Source organism: Streptomyces sp. NBC_00207 (assembly GCF_045160965.1).
In the GTDB taxonomy this organism is placed as follows: domain Bacteria; phylum Actinomycetota; class Actinomycetes; order Streptomycetales; family Streptomycetaceae; genus Streptomyces.
This window is the reverse complement of record NZ_CP130715.1, coordinates 9,385,943-9,402,030: the sequence shown is the minus strand read 5'-3', so window position 1 is coordinate 9,402,030 and position 16,088 is coordinate 9,385,943. Positions and strand designations below refer to the sequence as shown.

14 protein-coding genes are annotated in these 16,088 nt (G+C 68.0%); 4 read left to right on the top strand and 10 right to left on the bottom strand.

Going from position 1 to position 16,088, the window contains the following annotated elements:
- Nucleotides 1–470 precede the first annotated feature (470 nt).
- The 8 genes from OG472_RS43535 to OG472_RS43500 all read right to left on the bottom strand — a co-directional run bounded on the left by OG472_RS43535 (nucleotide 471) and on the right by OG472_RS43500 (nucleotide 9,804).
- Nucleotides 471–1,208 (bottom strand): dienelactone hydrolase family protein, encoded by a 738-nt coding sequence (locus OG472_RS43535; protein ID WP_405826952.1) that lies wholly within the window; start codon nucleotides 1,206–1,208, stop codon nucleotides 471–473.
- Nucleotides 1,209–1,554: 346 nt separating this feature from the next.
- On the bottom strand, nucleotides 1,555–3,771 hold the full coding sequence (locus OG472_RS43530) for a pentapeptide repeat-containing protein (RefSeq protein ID WP_405826953.1): 2,217 nt from the start codon (nucleotides 3,769–3,771) through the stop codon (nucleotides 1,555–1,557).
- Nucleotides 3,772–4,008: 237 nt separating this feature from the next.
- Complete coding sequence (locus OG472_RS43525; RefSeq protein ID WP_405826954.1) at nucleotides 4,009–4,464, bottom strand: cysteine hydrolase family protein; 456 nt, start codon at nucleotides 4,462–4,464, stop codon at nucleotides 4,009–4,011.
- 148 nt (nucleotides 4,465–4,612) lie between these two features.
- On the bottom strand, nucleotides 4,613–5,182 hold the full coding sequence (locus OG472_RS43520; RefSeq protein WP_405940601.1) for a restriction endonuclease: 570 nt from the start codon (nucleotides 5,180–5,182) through the stop codon (nucleotides 4,613–4,615).
- 231 nt (nucleotides 5,183–5,413) lie between these two features.
- A complete protein-coding gene (locus OG472_RS43515) occupies nucleotides 5,414–6,226 on the bottom strand; it encodes a pentapeptide repeat-containing protein (protein WP_405940602.1) in 813 nt (270 codons plus the stop codon).
- 253 nt (nucleotides 6,227–6,479) lie between these two features.
- Nucleotides 6,480–7,094, bottom strand: a complete 615-nt coding sequence (locus tag OG472_RS43510) for a DUF402 domain-containing protein (RefSeq protein ID WP_405834718.1) — start codon at nucleotides 7,092–7,094, stop codon at nucleotides 6,480–6,482.
- 944 nt (nucleotides 7,095–8,038) lie between these two features.
- A complete protein-coding gene (locus OG472_RS43505; RefSeq protein WP_405940603.1) occupies nucleotides 8,039–9,415 on the bottom strand; it encodes a hypothetical protein in 1,377 nt (458 codons plus the stop codon).
- Between the two features lie 170 nt (nucleotides 9,416–9,585).
- Entirely contained in the window at nucleotides 9,586–9,804 is a 219-nt protein-coding gene (locus OG472_RS43500) for a hypothetical protein (RefSeq protein ID WP_405826958.1), read from the bottom strand.
- Nucleotides 9,805–10,022: 218 nt separating this feature from the next.
- On the opposite strand from OG472_RS43500, the gene OG472_RS43495 reads away from it, so the two are divergent.
- A complete protein-coding gene (locus OG472_RS43495; protein WP_405834719.1) occupies nucleotides 10,023–10,766 on the top strand; it encodes a 2OG-Fe(II) oxygenase in 744 nt (247 codons plus the stop codon).
- Between the two features lie 148 nt (nucleotides 10,767–10,914).
- Nucleotides 10,915–11,805 (top strand): hypothetical protein, encoded by an 891-nt coding sequence (locus OG472_RS43490; protein WP_405826959.1) that lies wholly within the window; start codon nucleotides 10,915–10,917, stop codon nucleotides 11,803–11,805.
- A 428-nt stretch (nucleotides 11,806–12,233) separates the two neighbouring features.
- Here the strand turns inward: OG472_RS43490 and OG472_RS43485 are convergent, their stop codons facing one another.
- Both OG472_RS43485 and OG472_RS43480 read right to left on the bottom strand, forming a co-directional pair.
- Entirely contained in the window at nucleotides 12,234–12,857 is a 624-nt protein-coding gene (locus OG472_RS43485) for a LysE family transporter (RefSeq protein ID WP_405826960.1), read from the bottom strand.
- Between the two features lie 37 nt (nucleotides 12,858–12,894).
- Entirely contained in the window at nucleotides 12,895–13,707 is an 813-nt protein-coding gene (locus OG472_RS43480) for a helix-turn-helix domain-containing protein (protein WP_405940604.1), read from the bottom strand.
- A gap of 801 nt (nucleotides 13,708–14,508) precedes the next feature.
- Here OG472_RS43480 and OG472_RS43475 point away from each other — a divergent pair.
- Both OG472_RS43475 and OG472_RS43470 read left to right on the top strand, forming a co-directional pair.
- Nucleotides 14,509–15,627, top strand: coding sequence for a DUF6192 family protein (locus OG472_RS43475; protein ID WP_405940605.1), 1,119 nt, complete (start codon nucleotides 14,509–14,511; stop codon nucleotides 15,625–15,627).
- A gap of 4 nt (nucleotides 15,628–15,631) precedes the next feature.
- Nucleotides 15,632–16,060 carry a RacP protein gene (locus OG472_RS43470; protein WP_405826963.1) on the top strand — a complete coding sequence of 143 codons (429 nt, stop codon included), beginning with the start codon at nucleotides 15,632–15,634 and terminating at the stop codon, nucleotides 16,058–16,060.
- The last annotated feature ends 28 nt before the right edge of the window (nucleotides 16,061–16,088 follow it).

Sequence of the window (16,088 nt, the reverse complement as noted above, 5' to 3'; positions counted from 1 at the left end):
ACGGACATGGTGCTGCACACCTCTCCGGGGGTTGCAGTCTGCGCACTCCGGTGAGGGGCAAACAGCACAGTGCGGGAGCCATGGGATAGCGGCGCAACCTCACCTCTGCGCGGCCGAGGGCGGTCGACCGACCGGAACAGACCTTCGCGCAGACGTTTCCACGTGCGGCCGCGCGCGAGGCGGGCCCCGGCCAACTCCCCTTGCGACCAGCGCAGGACACTGTCCCGGTGACTATTCGCCGCGCCCTGGGCACAGGCCCCCGAGCCTCCGTCCTCTCCCCCGAACCCCGCAGGACCCGCCTCGCCGCCGAGGGGGCCGAGCCGGCTCCCCCAACCGAACCTGTACCTGCGCCCGAACCCGCACGCGGCCGCCGCACACTCGGCGAAGGCCCCGCCCATCGCTGAGGCGTCCGGGAAGGAACTGTCAGTGCCCGACGCGGACCAGGCCTGGTGCCAGGCTGTCTGCCTGGGTCATGCCTCCAAAGCCTCCGTCACGGGCAGGCACTCGGCGAGCAGGTCGACGACGTCGCGCCAGGCTCGCCGTGCGTGCTGTGGGTGGTAGCCGACGCCGGGGACCGTGGGGTGGCCGACCGGCGGGTGGTGGAAGGCGTGCAAGGCGCCGCCGTAGACCGTGAGGCGCCAGTCGACGCCCGCGGCCTGCATCTCAGCGGTGAACGCGTTCCGTTGCGCGGGCGGCATGATCGGGTCTTCCGACCCGACCCCGGCCCACACCGGGCAGCGAATGCGCGCCGCCTCGCCCGGCCGGCCCGTGGTAGTTGCGTTGACTGTCCCGATCGCGCGCAGGTTGACGCCGCCGCGCCCGAGTTCCAGCCCGACGGCACCCCCGGTGCCGTAGCCGACGGCGGCGATCCGGTCGGGGTCGGTCCGCGGTTCGGTGCACAGCACGTCGAGCGCCGCATGGCCGATGCCCCGCATCCGGTCGGGATCAGCGAGCAACGGCAGGCAACGGGCCAGCATCTCCTCGGGGTCACCCAAATAGCGCCCTCCATGAAGGTCGAAGGCCAGCGCTACATAACCCAGCTCGGCGAGAGCGTCGGCCCGGCGGCGCTCGACGTCGCTGAGCCCCATGCCCTCTGGTCCGAGCAGCACCGCGGGCCGGCGGTCGACACCGGCCGGGAGCGCGAGGTGCCCGATCATCGTCAAACCGTCCGCCGGATATTCGATCGTTCGCGTCGAAATCGTCGTCATGAGACTGGACTGTAGTGATCATCGAGGCCGGTCCGGCCGGTGTTCTGCCGCTGGCCGAACAGCGCGCGTGTCCCTCTGAAATAGGGGGGCCGGGCTCAGGGCTTCAAGATCATCCCGTTGCCCCTCTGGCACGTATCTCGGTCACACCCCCAAATGCCGAATCCCCGTGAACACCTGGCACGACAGCCTCGCCGACACGCCTCCGGGACCGAACCGCCCAGCCCGGGCGGGCACCCGGGGGCAAACCCACCCGCCGAGGGACGGCGCCCACTCCAGGAACTGCCCCGCCGGCGCCTGAGGAGACCCGACACCCCCGGCAGCACCAGATCCTGTTGCTGAGCCTGGCTCAGCGTTTGACGCGTCCGCGTACCGCGAGGACGGCCAGGGCGAGAAGTGCTGGTTCGAGGAGGCGGGAGGCCATCTCGATGTAGGTGCCGGCGGTGGTGAGGTCCTGTCCGCTGGATCGGAACACGACCGAGTTGAGGGTGACGCTGAGGGCCTTGTCGAAGCGCTTGACGGTGAGCCTGTCCCCGGTGGGGTTCTTCAGGTCCTCCTTGTCGATGACGAAGCTGACCCTGCCGCCGCCAGCCGGAATGGTGCCTGTCGCCTTCTGCTTGGGCCCCTCGGCGGGCAGGCCCCACAGCATCAGCACCAGGATCGTCACGGACATCGCGGCCAGCAGCCAGGTCAGGGCGCGGGAGGCGCGCAGGCCGTAGCCGGAGAGCAGCCAGTAGGCGTGCAGGAGTCCGCGTTCGCCGGGCGGGGTGCCGGTGCCGTCGTCGCGGCGGTCGTGGCGGCGCATCTCCATCTCGCCGTAGTAGAAGTCGGATGCCCCGGGCTCGTTCTTGCCGTCTTCGAAGGCCTTGCGTAGCTGCCGGTAGGTGGCGGCCACGTCCTCGGGGTCGGGGGTGAGGGCGGCGTCGGGGTGTCCGGGGCCGGTACGCCAGGCGTACGGTGCGGGCGGCCGGTTCGGGTCCATGGCGGGCTGGCCGGCGCAGTGGGCCCGCCAGTGGTGTTCCTCGGCCAGCGTGCGCCTGCGGGTCCACCGTGCTGGCAGGATGCCCCGACGGTGCCAGCCGCGGGGGGTGGTGGCGAAGGTGCAGCGGCCTTCCAGACGGAGCTGGTCGAGGTGGAAGGCGCCGGCGAAGAGGCAGTCGGACAGGTCGATGTCGGTCAGGAGCAGGTGCGCGGCGTCCACGCCCTGGACCGACGCAACCCTGACGCTAGGGGAGCCGGGGAGCAGGCCTTCGTCTACGGGCCCGCGGAAAAGGCTGAAGCGGGTGGGGTGGGCGGCGACTGCGACCGGGGCCGACAGGACGGCATCCGTGAGGTTCACGGAGGCGTATCGCAGGCGCAGTGTTGCGGTCGATTCCCACCGTGTTCGAACGCACGACACGCTGGGCGCAGCGATCTCCAATGTCACGGGCGCTTCGAATATCGCGCCCGATAGGCCGACGCCGTGCGCGGCCACCAAGGGCCCGAACCACGACAGGGTTGTGAATCTAGCGTTGCCGAACCTGGCCATGTCGGCAAATAGCGCCCCGCTGAAGACGGCCTCCCCGGCGAACTGGGTTTCTTCGAATGCGGCTTCCCCGGCAAATCGCGCCCAGCCGAATCCTACTCCGCCGGAGAACTGTGCCCTGTCGAAGCGGACCTCGCCGCCGAAGGAGGCCCCCATGAACACCGTCTCCCCGGCGAATTGGGCCCCGTCGAACGTTGTGTCGAGGGCGAAGTGCGTCCTGTCGAACCCGGCTGAGCCGCTGAACCGTACTCTTTCGAAACTAACGTGGCCGTCGAACCGCGCCCTATTGAAGCTGGCTGCGCCGCCGAACTGAGCCCCGTCGAATCCGGCCCCGCTGCCGAACCGGGTCTCGCCGAACTCGGCATCCTTGGAGAACTGTGCCATGTAGAAGTCTGAGCCGTCGGCAAAGTACGCCATCTGGAACACGGCGGATCCTGAGAACTGTGCTGCATCGAACTCCGCTCGCTCGGAGAATTGCACTTCGCTGAACAAGGCGGGATCAGAGAAACGTGCCCCTCTGAAGGTCGCGCATGCACCGAACTGGGCAGCGGAGAATACGGCGAGCGAGGAGAAGTGACTCTGGTCGAACGAGGCCTCCTCGGAGAACCGTGTTCCGGCGAACTTGACGTCGCCCGAGAATTCCGCCCCGCCAAATATGGCCTCTCCAAAGAACTGGGCGCCGTCGAATCCGGCATCTCCAGTGAACCGCACGCCATGGAAGACAGCGTCCCCGGAGAACTGCGCTCCCTCGAAGCGCGCGTCGTGAATGTGAGGTATTCGGGTGGTGGCGTCGCGCAGTGGTTCTAGCAGCGTTAGGAGGAGTGATTCGGTGAAGGGGGTACCGCGATGGTCGATCCGAGCGCCCGGCGCGAGGGTGGCGAGGTAGGTAGTGCGGTCTGGATCGGTCAGATGGGCAAGGCACGCGGTGTTGCCGGGTACATGGATGCCGGGGCAGCCGACGGGGTCCGTGGTTGGGTCAGCGCCGTACGCGCAGTGCCGCCAGGACGGTGTTGTCGGTATCGGTGACGGTGGTGTGCTCATGTGGTGGCGACTCCGCGGGCATCTCTCATGGATGGGCATTGAGCAGGCCGTGCGCCTGGCCGTGTGTTGGCACTGCCATCGTGAGAGGAGTTCGCTGGTGATGTGGCTGGTTCTGCTGAGGGCGTGCGTGGAGCATGCAGATTTTGGTTTCTGTAGTCACCAGGTTTCTCCCCACCGCAGGTCACAGCCGTGCGCAGGCCCCGGTGAGGGGTGGTTCCCTTCGTACTCCCGATCCCTTCAAAGCTCGGTCCGGGGCCGGCTGGTGATGCTCAGAAGCGTCGCGTCGTCAGGAGGTTCTGGGTGCTGCCTGCGAGGAGGCGGGGCATAGCGAGTGTGGGCCGCCGGGTCGGAGTTCAGCACGGTATGGATCCCGCGCTCTTGAAGCAGCTCGGGCAGCGGGCAGCGGCCAGGGAAGAACGCGCTAGGCGCCGACTTCTCCACCAGGAGATCGTCCGCACCGACGGCAAGACCGTGCCACAGCCGGTCTCGCAGAGGACCAGTGCCGCCGGCGTTGCGGAACATCTCGGCGGCTTCGGGTCCGTGGAATTCGTCGCCGACCGGGGTGCGGTCAACGCGGGCAGGAAGGACCCAGACGACCGTTCCTCCGGCAGACCGGAGGCGCTGGGCGAGGCGCTGGATGTTCGGGACGATGCCGCGGGCGTAGGGGTTGGCGCCGACGAAGAACGGCACCATGTCAATGACCACGAGAGCGGTACGGGTGGGATCGTGTTCGTGTACGCGTACCGGCGCCCCCGTCGTTCCTCCTGGCGCCGGTACTCCCGCTCATCGATGTGCCAGGCGTGGAGGAGGGCCTTGGTGTCAGGCATGACAACTGCTCCTGTCAGTCGTGGTCGGGCTGGAGCTTGCGGTTGGTGCCGGACCGTCCGATGTCCAGGTCCAGGTGCGCTGTCAGGGGCGTACCGCTGTTCCAGAAGCCCAGCAGGTCGACGTCGAAGAGCACCAGGCTGCGTCGGGCGGCGAAGGCGCGGGCCTGCTTGGTGAACTTGCACGAGGCGACGAAGAGCGGGACGTCCGCTCCGTGTTCGTCGCGGACGGTGCCGTTGAACTTCTGGAGGTCCGGGCTGCCGACCGTGCGGTGCTTGGCATACCGCTTGCACTGCACCACGATCTTCCTGCCGTCCGGCAGCCGGCCGATCACGTCGGCGCCCAGATCGTTCGCGCCGCCCACCCGGCGGACCTCGGTGCACCCGTCCCGGCGACACAGCTCCGCGACATACTCCTCGAACTCGCGGTCGCCCAGGAGCCAAATCGCCTCCATCGACCGCAGTGCCTGGACCCGCGCCTGCTCCGCGAGCCGGATCTTCTCCGCCTCGGCCTCGCGGCGCCCGGCGCGCACCAGCGTCCCCGTCACACCCCCTGCGGCCAGGACCGCTAAGACCACCAGCAGCACCGTTCCCGTTCCCGTGCTCTGTCCCCTCCGTGGATCCGGCTGTCCGTGCGCTCTACAGCTCCCCAGCCGCGCGCGGATCCATCCGGGTGTGCTGCTCGGAACACCTGAAGTCATTGATTTCAGTACCGCGTCGGCGCTGTGGGAGGACAAGGACGCACTGGGCAAGCGGCCAGCCCATCGCCGATCGGGCACCCGGGCAAGCCGCCTGGAGGGGAGACCCCGGGCCCCCCTCTAGCTACACCTAGCTGGCTTGGCCCCTGAAGCCGCCTTCTTCTTCAGCTCGGGGTCACTTGCCAAATGCGCAGGCAGGGCAGTGGTTGCGTCAATCTCCGCAAGCATCAGCTGGTTCTTCTTGACGATCGCGGTCTCGAGATACGCGCCATTGAGCCTCGCGCAGGTCAGGTCCGCCCGGGTCAGGTTTACGTGGTCCATGATCGCGGTACGTAGGTCTGCGAAGCCCAGGTCCGCGCCGTCCACAATTGCCTGCTTCATGCTCACGTTGTACAGCTCCGCGCTGGTCAGCACCGCGCCGGTCAGGTTCGCGTGCTTCAGGTACGCGAAGTTCAGATGCGCATCGAGGAGAAACGCGCGGGTCAGGTTCGCCTCGTGCAGGTTTGCACGGTCCAGGATCGTGCCAAAGAGGCGGGCGTCCGTCAGATTCGCGTCGCTCAGGTGCGCGTTGGTCAGGTCCGCGTTGGTCAGGTCCGCGAACGTCAGATTCGCTTTTGGCAGCTGGGCGAAACTGAGGGCGGTGTTGTGCAGGGTGACGCGCACTCCGCCGTCGTGACGGCTGTCCCTGTGCGTGAGGACGGCGAGTGCGGCGGTGGTGTCACTGGGGAGTGGTGCGTTGATGTGCTTGGGCAAGGGCCTCGGCTTGGCCCCTGGCTCCGGTCTCGGGTTGTGCGCACGGACGAAGGTGGAAACGACGTTGATCACGGTGGGCTGATCGCGGTGAGAGTCCTGCATGACCCGCTGGAGACCATAGAGCCCGCCCAGACGCACCTCTTCGGATTCCCTGTCACCGAGGAGCTCGACAGCGGCCATGTACCGATCGGTGATGTGCCCAGAAACGCGTCACCGTGCGGCAGCTCATCCAACGAGGATCCCGAACCCGACGGGCCCCCGAGGGCAGAACGCGCGAGGACCGGCCGGCGCCCAGCGCCACCAGTCTTTTCAAAGACCTCGCGCGGTCGGAGGTGTCGTAGGGGTCACCACGGCACCGACCGGACCACACACGTCCTGCCCTGGGCTGGACAACGCCGCCCCAGGCCCCTCAGAGATCCAGAACCTCTAATTACTAACGAATTAGAGGTGTCGTCGACGCGGACAGGCTTGCCCAGTAGGGCTGACCTGGCACAACGGGCGGTGTCCGATTTGCCGGGCTCCCACTCCCGGTCACACCTTCGGTCCCCCGCTGAAAGCAACCGTCCAGGCAACCGTTCAGCCCCCTTCCGGTGCAACCCTCTCCGCGCCTGCTGTGGGCCGGGGAAGGCAGGGGTTGGCCAGGCCGGCTCCCACCTCCAGGCCGCCCACCGCTCGGCCTGCGCGAAGATCCCGGAGCGTTCGGCGAGCATCGCCAGGACCTCACCGCGGGCGGCGTCGACGGCCTGGTGCTCGGTGTCGGAGACGATGCCGAGCCGTCGCACGTGGGCGTACTCGTCTTCGTCCTCCGCTCCCAGCGGGTGAGATCGGGCGTGACCACCAGGTCCACGGTGAGGTCGAGGGTGTCGAACCCGTCCGTGGTGCGGCGGGTGGGGTGCTCGAAGTTGACGTACCAGTTCCTCACCCTGCGCCCGTCCCCGTCGGGCACGAAGAAGGCGTTGACGCTGAACCAGGCCGCGGGCGGCTTCCACAGCAGCAGGTCGGTCTCCTGCCACACCGCGCCCGCGAGCTCCCACTCCCCCGTCGCCATCGCGTCGAACGCCTCCGTGCGCACCGACCGGTCCCCCTCCGCGCGGGCCTGCGCGTACAGGGCGGGCCACCGGGCCTGCGCTCCGGGCACGCAGGCGGTCACCAACGCCTCCCCGGTGTCGGCCACGACCCGCAGCGCCTGCTCGCTCCACACCCGGCCCAACCGGTGCACGTCACGCCGCACGACCGTCTGGCCCGTCTCGAAACCGCGCACCGCGCCCTCCTCCGGTCCGGGACCGTGCTGTCGGCCTGGCCTGCCCACCTCAGCCCACCCCGGCCGGGGTGGGCAAGCCGCCGTCCGGGGGTGGCTTGCCCAGCCAAGCCTTCGGCTTGCCCACCCGACAGATCGGTCACCGGGGCAGGCATGACCGATCGCCTCGGTCCATCGGTCAAACCGCACGTCAGCGCCCGTGACCGACCCATGCAACTCCCCCGCCGACCGGTCACCAGCCCTCGGTCAGCCGCAGCCTCACCGGGAGACTCCGCAGCGGAGCCACGACCGACGCCGCCACGCCCCTCGTACTCCGAACAGGGTGGACAAGCCACCGGCCGAGGCGGCTTGCCCAGGGTCCCCTTGGGCTTGCCCACTCCCCCGGAACACCCCGTTGCGGCAGTGCGCGCCGGGTAGCCTCCGGGCTCAATGCGCTGAGCTTGGGGGTGGGCGTTGAAGTTCACGATCGACACCGAGTCCGACTCGTACGAGGACGCTGATGGTCGGCGTGAGAATGACGTGGCTATTCGTCACTCGTGTCAGCACCAGTGCGTCATGGCCTGTCAGTGTGAACTACCGCTGACACTCCCCCGCAGACCATCACCCACCTCTCAGCCAGCTACATGCGGTCAGCCCGCCCGCTTCTACGCAGCCGGATGGCGATGCGATCCGCACCGACCGCGCAGCTTCTGGTGACCCCAGGCCCTCCCGCACCCTCAAGACGTTGATCCGAGTCAGTAGGCGCCGTACGGGCTCCAGCCCTGGAGGAACGGTTTCAGATCGTCGGCGCGGGGTTCGGGGATCTCCGGGAGCCGAAGCTGCTGAAATATCGGATGGGCACGCGCCACGTGTTCCGTGGCCCACAGCATCCACTCTTCAGCCGCCGTTCTTTCCGGTCCAGGCCGAAGCGTCGCCACGTGCGCACGGGCGGCTTCCAAGTAGTCGCCCAGGCGCGTCGCGCGGCGCCAAGCGGCCTCTTGCGAGTCCAGCTGTCGGACTCGGTAGTCCCCGGCGTACTGGTCGCGGGCCTCGGCCATCGCGGCTTCCCAGCGCAAGCGCCTCTGCCGCGCCTCCTCGAGCTCGGCCAGGCGCTTACGCTCGGCCGCCTCACCGCGCAGTCCGATCTCGTGGACGATCTCTGGGAGCTGCTCCTCCAGGAGATGCTCCGTGCTGTCGACCCACTCGGACCCGTGATGCCACTGGCCGCCACTGAGGGCAACGCGCAGCCGCTCAGACGGCCTGTAGTCGTACCGCGGGATCCTGATCCATGAGGACTTCTTGGCTTCTGCGAGCTCCTTGTCCGTCGGAATGTGTTCGCTTCGCTCCTTCTCCTGCAGCAGCCGGAATTCGATCGTCTGCCCTTGGGCTTTGATCGTGAAGTGCGCACAGGCAGGGAGGCGACGGTGAGGCAGCGTTGTCGCGCCAACGGTGCCAGCAGCACAGGTATGACCGTGACGTTCGGCGGCAGTGAGCAGCGCCTGCACGATCCGTAGAGCGCGTTGCTGGACTGACCGTGTCAGCCCGAGCGGCTGGGTCGCCTTCTGCATAGCCCGGACGACAGCATGCGGATGGGTCAGCCGTGCCGGCACCGCCACCGGTTCGAGAACGGCCAGGCGCCACGCGGGAATGTCCACAAGCTTGATCTCGACGCCCCCCTGGCACCGCCCCCAGTGCAGCTCCTTGGCCTTCGGGATCCGTCCAGATCGACTCGCCGAGGCGGCACGGCTCAACCAGGCGTCGGCGTCGGGGCCCGACTTCAGGATCCTGCCACCGGCTGCCTCCAGCTCCTCCAGGAGCTGGTCGGTGTACGTCTTACGCGGCTGCGGCGGAACACCGGGCGACGAACGTGGGGCAGTGGCTTTGGGCAGCCGGGGGATGGGAAGCGCTCGCGCCGGGGCTTTCGGCGCCGGGTAGGTGCCATGTGCCAGGTAGTGGCGTCCTGCGTCGGTCAGCACCGCATTCCACACCCCATCGCGCCTGGCTACTTTGGCTAGCCCTCGGTTCTGCAGAGCCTGACAGCTGGTCTTGTAGGTGGCGGAGGTCCCCTCGGGGCAACCTTTTCCGACCCACTCCAGCACCGCCAGCTGCCGTTCGTTGAGTGTCTGCTTCATGCCGCGCGCCCTCTACCGGTCGACGAGTTCGGGCCGGATGCTGCCAGGGACAGAACCGGTCGGTGCGCCGTACCGGAGCTGATTAGCCCGAAAGGATGTGCTCGCGGGCGACCCGAGCCGGACTCGTCAACCGGCTGCAACAGCCGAGGCAGCTGGCCTGGCCGTTGTGGTCACCCCGCGGTTGCGGCCGGGCCCCCGCCGAACCGGGGCACGTCATCGACAGCCGCGTCCAGGCGCAGGCGCACGTACCGGATCGGGTGACGGTAGACGCCGCCCCGGTCGACGGAGGTGTCGGCGCTGATCTCCGCGACGAGTTCGGGCCGGACCAGGGTGGTGTCGAGGACCCCTTTCCGCCGCGTTGGGTCGTCCTGCTTGCTTTGTGGGCTCACCCCGGCCTAATATCGTCATCATGACGATAACCGCCCGGTGGCCCCCTTCCTGCAGGCATTGACTCCAGGGGCTTCGAGTCCCTCCACGGACTTGAAGCGCACAAGTACGTGGCCCGCGGTCCCGCCGTCCACCTCAACGCGCTGCCCGCGGCCGTTCCGGGCGGTGGGGCCCACGACCACGTTGGGATCGACGACGGCCTCAGCACGGAGAAGTGATCATGTTCGAAATGCCGGTAAACCCCTTTGAGCTCTCCGAAGAAGCGCTGAGCCGAATATCTGCCGATGACTCATGGACCCCGATCGAGTCGGAGATCCCAAAGGCCAACGCCAAGGTGATTCGCCATTTCCTCACTCCGGCCGAAGTGGAGGCATTCGCGACCGAACTGGCTGCCCAGCGCTTTGCCCCGGTGGGCCGAGACGGCATTGCCGCCAACTATGCAGAGGGAGATCCGGTCGCTCATCTCCGCGCCACGGCCGAATCCACCGTCCTGGCGGCTGAATTCTACCGCAGGCTGCGGACGCTTCTATCGCTTGAAGTGGGATCGGGCGATCCGACAGATTCGGACGGAAGGCCCTGGAGGCCGACGGCCGTCAATCCGCGTATGCGCTTCATCACGTACGAACACGGCGGATTCATTGTCCCGCACTACGATTCGCCCTATTTCGCCCCCGACGGAAGGCGCACTCTCCTGACGGTCGTCGTCTACCTGTCGTATGAGGCCGTGGGCGGAGAAACGCGGTTCATCGCCGATAAGCAGAACGATCTTCCCTTTGCGCAACGTGACTTCTCTGACTGGCCGCGGCTCGCGAAGCCTGAGGAAATATTGAGTGCCCACCGCCCCGAACCGGGCGATGCGCTCCTCTTCTGGCATCGGACACTTCACGACTCGGCCCCGCTTCTTGAGGGTACGAAAACAATACTCAGAACCGACGTGCTCTACGAGCCCGTAGATGTGCCTTGAGCAGCGGCAAGGCCACCGTCGCGTTGTCCCTCACCCCGGAGACCGACGTCCGGCACGCCGTGATCGCCCACCTCCGGGCCGGGCGGCATCGGGCCCTGCCCGCGGCCGGGCATCGAATCCACTCGCACCGAACGGCAGGGATAGCAGCATGATCAACGGGAAGATCCGCACCGACTGGGTGGAGACGGTGTCTCAGGACGGCCTGCACCTGATGCAGACGCGCTTGGAGGTGAGAGTTCCTACGTCTGAGGGTCGCAAGTTCATCACCTGCGGTCTGGCCCGGAAGACGTACGTGGTGAAGGACGGTATTGCCTGTCGGGTTTCGTCCTACACACTCGGCCGCGACCTGGGCAGCCCGGGCAACTACGACTTCGAGATCGTTTCCGCGACGGGGGGCCCTGCGATCCAGAGGTTCTTCAACTGTGACGGCGTGCCGGCCGAGATACGCGAGGGCGCTCTGTTCGACGCGCATGAGGGGCTTGACGATGGCGAGTACATCGTCCGGATCGCGGCGGGAATGACGACCAGCTGGGACGGCGGGACGGGACAGAGCATCGAGCTCCCTGTCCCGCGCCACGAGCTCGCATTCGTCGTGGTGGGATCCGCACCCCAGGAGGTGCGCGCGAGTACCGGCGGCCCGTGGGCGGCGCGGCCCTCCGTGGAGATCCCCGTGGTCGATTGGCGCGATCAGCCCACGGCGGAGGCGGCATGGGAGGCCTACCTGAACGGGAACAGAATCAGTCTAGATGCCTACGGGATCTTCTCCCCAAAGCATCTGATGAGGAATCAACGGGATACCGCTCTGGAGATTCTCCGGAGCGAGGGCTACTCCATACCGCGACCGCGAACCCCCGAACCCGCCGAGACGCCGGGGACCTGGCTGGGCCACTGGGGTGGAGCATGGATGCCGGCCGATGTGCTCGCGGCCCTTCACACCGTGCCGGACGACACCGCGCAACGTGCGTGGTATCAGGGAGCGAAGGAATCCCTGGACATCGCATGGGATATGCACGTCCTGTGGACCACCGACGTGTTCTGACCGGGCCCGCGCTCCGTCCATGACCACCGTGGCGAGCCATCGGCAGTCACCCTGCACCTTGTGGTGCTGCCGAGTACCGGCCGCGGCCCGGTCCGCCTCCGGCCTGACTGCCGGTCGCGGCCCGGGCGAGGATGTACGGCAGCACCACAAGGTGCGCCCGCGAGGTTGCGCCAGCGCGGCATCCGCCACCGCATCGCCCGCATGGCTTTGTTCACTTTCAGCAGCAGCGTTTGTCGATGAGTTCCAGGAGCGGTTGGTCATCAGCCGGCTCGAAGATGTTCACGAGAAGGGAAGGCAGCGCCATGTCGCTGACGCGGTCAGGCCGATCGGCACTCGCCGACCGCATAGGCCGCGGCGTTGCCGCGATTCGATCGCGTCAGGGCGTCAGAGGCGTTCCAGCCGCTCAGGCAGACACAATTCCGGGCACGTCACATGAGCCGACACAGCTGGATGATGGCGAAGACCAGGAGCGCGATACCGCAGCATGCCTCCAGCACGCGTACGGCCACTGGCGGCAGCGCCCTGCGCAGCACCACGATGAGCCCCGCCGAGATCAGACACCAGAGCACTGAGGAGGCCATGAACCCGGCGAAGAAGACGCCCAGCTCCGACGCTCCGCCCGGTCCCAGTACAGCGCCCACCCCGCCGGCCGCGCCCGACCAGTAGACAACGTTCCATGGGTTCGCCAACGACATGCCCGCCCCCACAGCCATGGCCTTGCGGTCCTGTCCTCCCTGCGGTTCCGTCATCGGGTCTGGTCGTCCCTTTCGCGCGGATGCGTCGCGCAGGCCTACCACCCCCAACCACGCCAGCAGCAAGCACCCGGCAACCGTGAGCGGCACACGCAAGGCCGGCACGGCGAACAGTGCCCCGGCCCCCGCCAGACCGAGGGCCGCCCAGACGGCATCGCCCACCAGCGATCCGACCTGGACCGCGAAGGCCGGCCCGAACCCGCCCCGGATCCCGCGCCGTAGCGACTCGCTGAACACCGCACCCGGTGCCGCGTTGAACACCAGCCCCAACCACAGAGCCACCATGAAGATCTCGATCATGGCGGCCACTGTGCCGGGGGTTCTCCGTGCGGTCTTGTCAGATGTTGATCTGGGACAGCCGACGGAACCGACCGGGTGTGATGGCATACGCCGCAGTGAAGTGGCGGTGGAAATGCGCCTGGTCGGCGAAGCCCAGCAGGTGAGCGACGTCGGCGACGGGCTCGCCCTTGCGCAAGCGGCGCCGCGCCTCGGCCAGCCGGGCCGACAGGTGCCAGGCGTAGGGCGGGGTACCGGTGGCACGGGTGAACGTCCGGATCAGGTGCTCCCGTGACATCCCCGCTTCAGCGGCCAGCTCGGCCAACCTGGGCACGTCGGACAGGTCACGCAGGCGGTCAAGGACCGCTGCTATCCGGGTGTCGGCGGGCTCGGGAGCACGCGCGCGCCGTCCCGCGGCCAGGTCGATCAGCCGCGACAGCACAAGTTCCAGCTGCTCCTGGAGCAGAGCTGCGGATTCGGCCGGCGCGGAGTGCCCGTCAGCCGTGAACTCGCGGAAGGCCTTGGCGGCAGCAAGGAGCTCGCCGCGAAGGTAGGGCGAGCGGACGACCGGGCGTTCGAAGTCGACCAGGTCCTCGCCGGTCAGCGATTCCACCAGCGCCGGCGGGACGTACCAGCTCACGGCCGTGAAGCAGGTATCGGGCGGGGCCTGCGTGGTGCACGACTGGACCTGGCCGGGGTTGTAGACGGTGACCTCGTCCAGGCACACGTCGAACGTGGTGCGATCCAGCCGGACCCGCTCCAGGCCACAGAGGTTGACGCTGATCACGTACTCATCGTGGCTGTGCCGCGGAAACCCTCCCGAGGCGGGCCGCACCACCGCCAGCTGACCTCCACCCCATTCCGTGTCTCGCATGCCCAAAAACTACTGCAGGGCATGGACATGGCCGGACGGGGGCGGTCCGCGGCTCCGTCCAGACGGAGTTCGCCGCCCACCGCACCGTCCGGTACGTCACCCCCACAACTCGACCTTGGACATCTGCGGCATGACCAGGACCCTTCACCAGAAGCACCCCGATACTGCCCTGGCAAGTACCCCAGTGCCGTCAAATCTCGTGCACATCACCCGACCATGGATCCGGGTGCCTCCCGAACCCATGAGCAACTGACGGCACTACTCGTGAATAGGTACCTGTTCTATATCCCGGTTTTCGAGGTGTCCGGAGCTCTAGCCTGTAGTGGTGTCCGAGGGTTCCGGGCGGCTCGGGGTGCAGGTGTGCGGAGGCTGTGGTGACCGGTTGAGGCCGGCCGCACGGCCGGACGCGCTGTTCTGCTCGGCGGCGTGTCGTGCCAGGTCGTGGCGGCGGGATCGTCGCTTGCGGCGCCGGGTGGTGGCGGAGTTGAACAGGGCGGGTCGGGTGGAGTGTCCCGAGTGCGGGACAGCCTGGGTGGCCGGGGTGGATCGACGTTCAGACGCCGTTTTCTGCTCGCGGCGGTGCCTGATGAGGGCTTGGCGGTCGCGGAACGAATCGTTCGGAGAACGGTCACAGTGACCTGTCCACGAACGCATCCGAATTGGGCCTTCGGTCGGATTCCGGTTTTTCCAGTCATCCGTTGTGACCTTCGGCAGGTGGGTTCGACTCTCGGTTACGACAGCGGGCCGCGTCTTGTCACGGCCGAGGGGGCGTGCCCCGGCCCGTTCAGGGTGGTGAGAACCATGCCCGAGAAGATCGAGAGTGCCGACAAGGTCGGCAGCGTCAGCGCCCACCGTTACGAGCAGATCGTCGCGGAGCTGCGCAAGATCGTGGAGGCCCAGACCCGGGGTCAGTTCGCGATCGGGGACTACGCCTTGGAGATCGAGCCCATGCGAGAGCAGGGCCCGCAGGACAGGGGCGAGGAGTTGTTCACGGTCAAGGACTCGCTGTTCCGCTTGGCCGAGGACATCGGCTTGTCCTACTCAGCCGTGAACGGGGCCCGTTGGGTCGCTTCGCGGTGGCCCAAACAGCACCGGCAGGCCCGCGTGTCCTTCACGGTGCACCGAATCCTGGCGGCTATCTCGAACGAGGAGGAGCGGTTCACCGCGATCCTCACCCCACCGGGCGGGAAGGCCCGGTGGACTCCCGACGACGCGTCGCGGAGGGTCGGCCGTCAGGTCGAGAGGCCGATCACCCCGCAGGAGAAGGTCAGTGCGATCCACACCCTCGCGAGGGACGAGGCAGTCGCCGCGGTCGTCACGGGTGACCTGCTGCGACGTCCGTCCGTGGTCGCCCAGGTCCGCCAGGAGGACCGGATCAGCGCGGCCCACGCGCTGGTCGAGGACGAGCAGATCGCCGCGGTCGTCACTGGCGACCTTCTCAAGCGGCCCACGGTCGTCGCGCAGGTCCGGCAGGAGGACCGGGTCCGGGCGGTCGAGGAACTGACCCGCGACGAGGGTGTCGCCGCGACGGTGACCACGCGCCTGCTGCGGCGGCCGGACGTCGCCTTCCGGGCGATGTCGGACGACACCGCCCGCCACCAGGTCAACCACGCTCAGGTCGAGCGGGGCCGACAGGCCCGCGAGGACTTCGAGCGCACGAGTCCGGTCGCGCCGGCGGTGAAGCGGATCGACCGCTCGGTGGAGTTCCTGGGCCTGATCACCGCCTGCCACGCGTTCGTCGCGGCCTCCGGACGGGTCGTTCCCGGGATGCGGGACCGCCAGCTCAGCGACGACGAGAAGTTGATCATCCACGAGAACGTCGCCCGAGTACGGGCGACGCTCGACTGGATCGAAACGGCCGTCGATACCGGCAAGGTCGACGTCGACGGCGAGCTGACCCGCCTGCTGCAAGGCGAGTAGTGGGATGCCGCGCGCGTCGCAGCGCCGGTCACCGGCGGCCCAGCGGCACGCCGACACCGTCCGCTTCATCCTCTTCGAGGCACGGCCCGCCGGCCTGGCCTTCAACCAGTTGGTCAGGTCGAGCGAGCTCTCCGCCCATCAGGCCCGCTCGGGCCTGGCCTGTCTTCGGGACACCATCGCCGAACACGGCTGGCCGCCCCTGATCTGGACGAGAGCGGACGGCTACAAGTTCTGTTCCGACCCCACCGAGCTCCAGGCCTACGAGGTTGCGGTCATCCGCGAGAAGCTCACCGAGATCCGCCGGTTCATCACCGGCGTCGTCGCCCCGCACGCCGTCCTGCAGCCCAAGGGCCGGTGGATCCGGCACCTGAACACCCAGCTCAACTCCGTCGAGTCCACGCTCGATGTGATCGCCGACTACATCGACGCGTGACGCGGTGGGGCCGGCCGCTTCGCGGCTG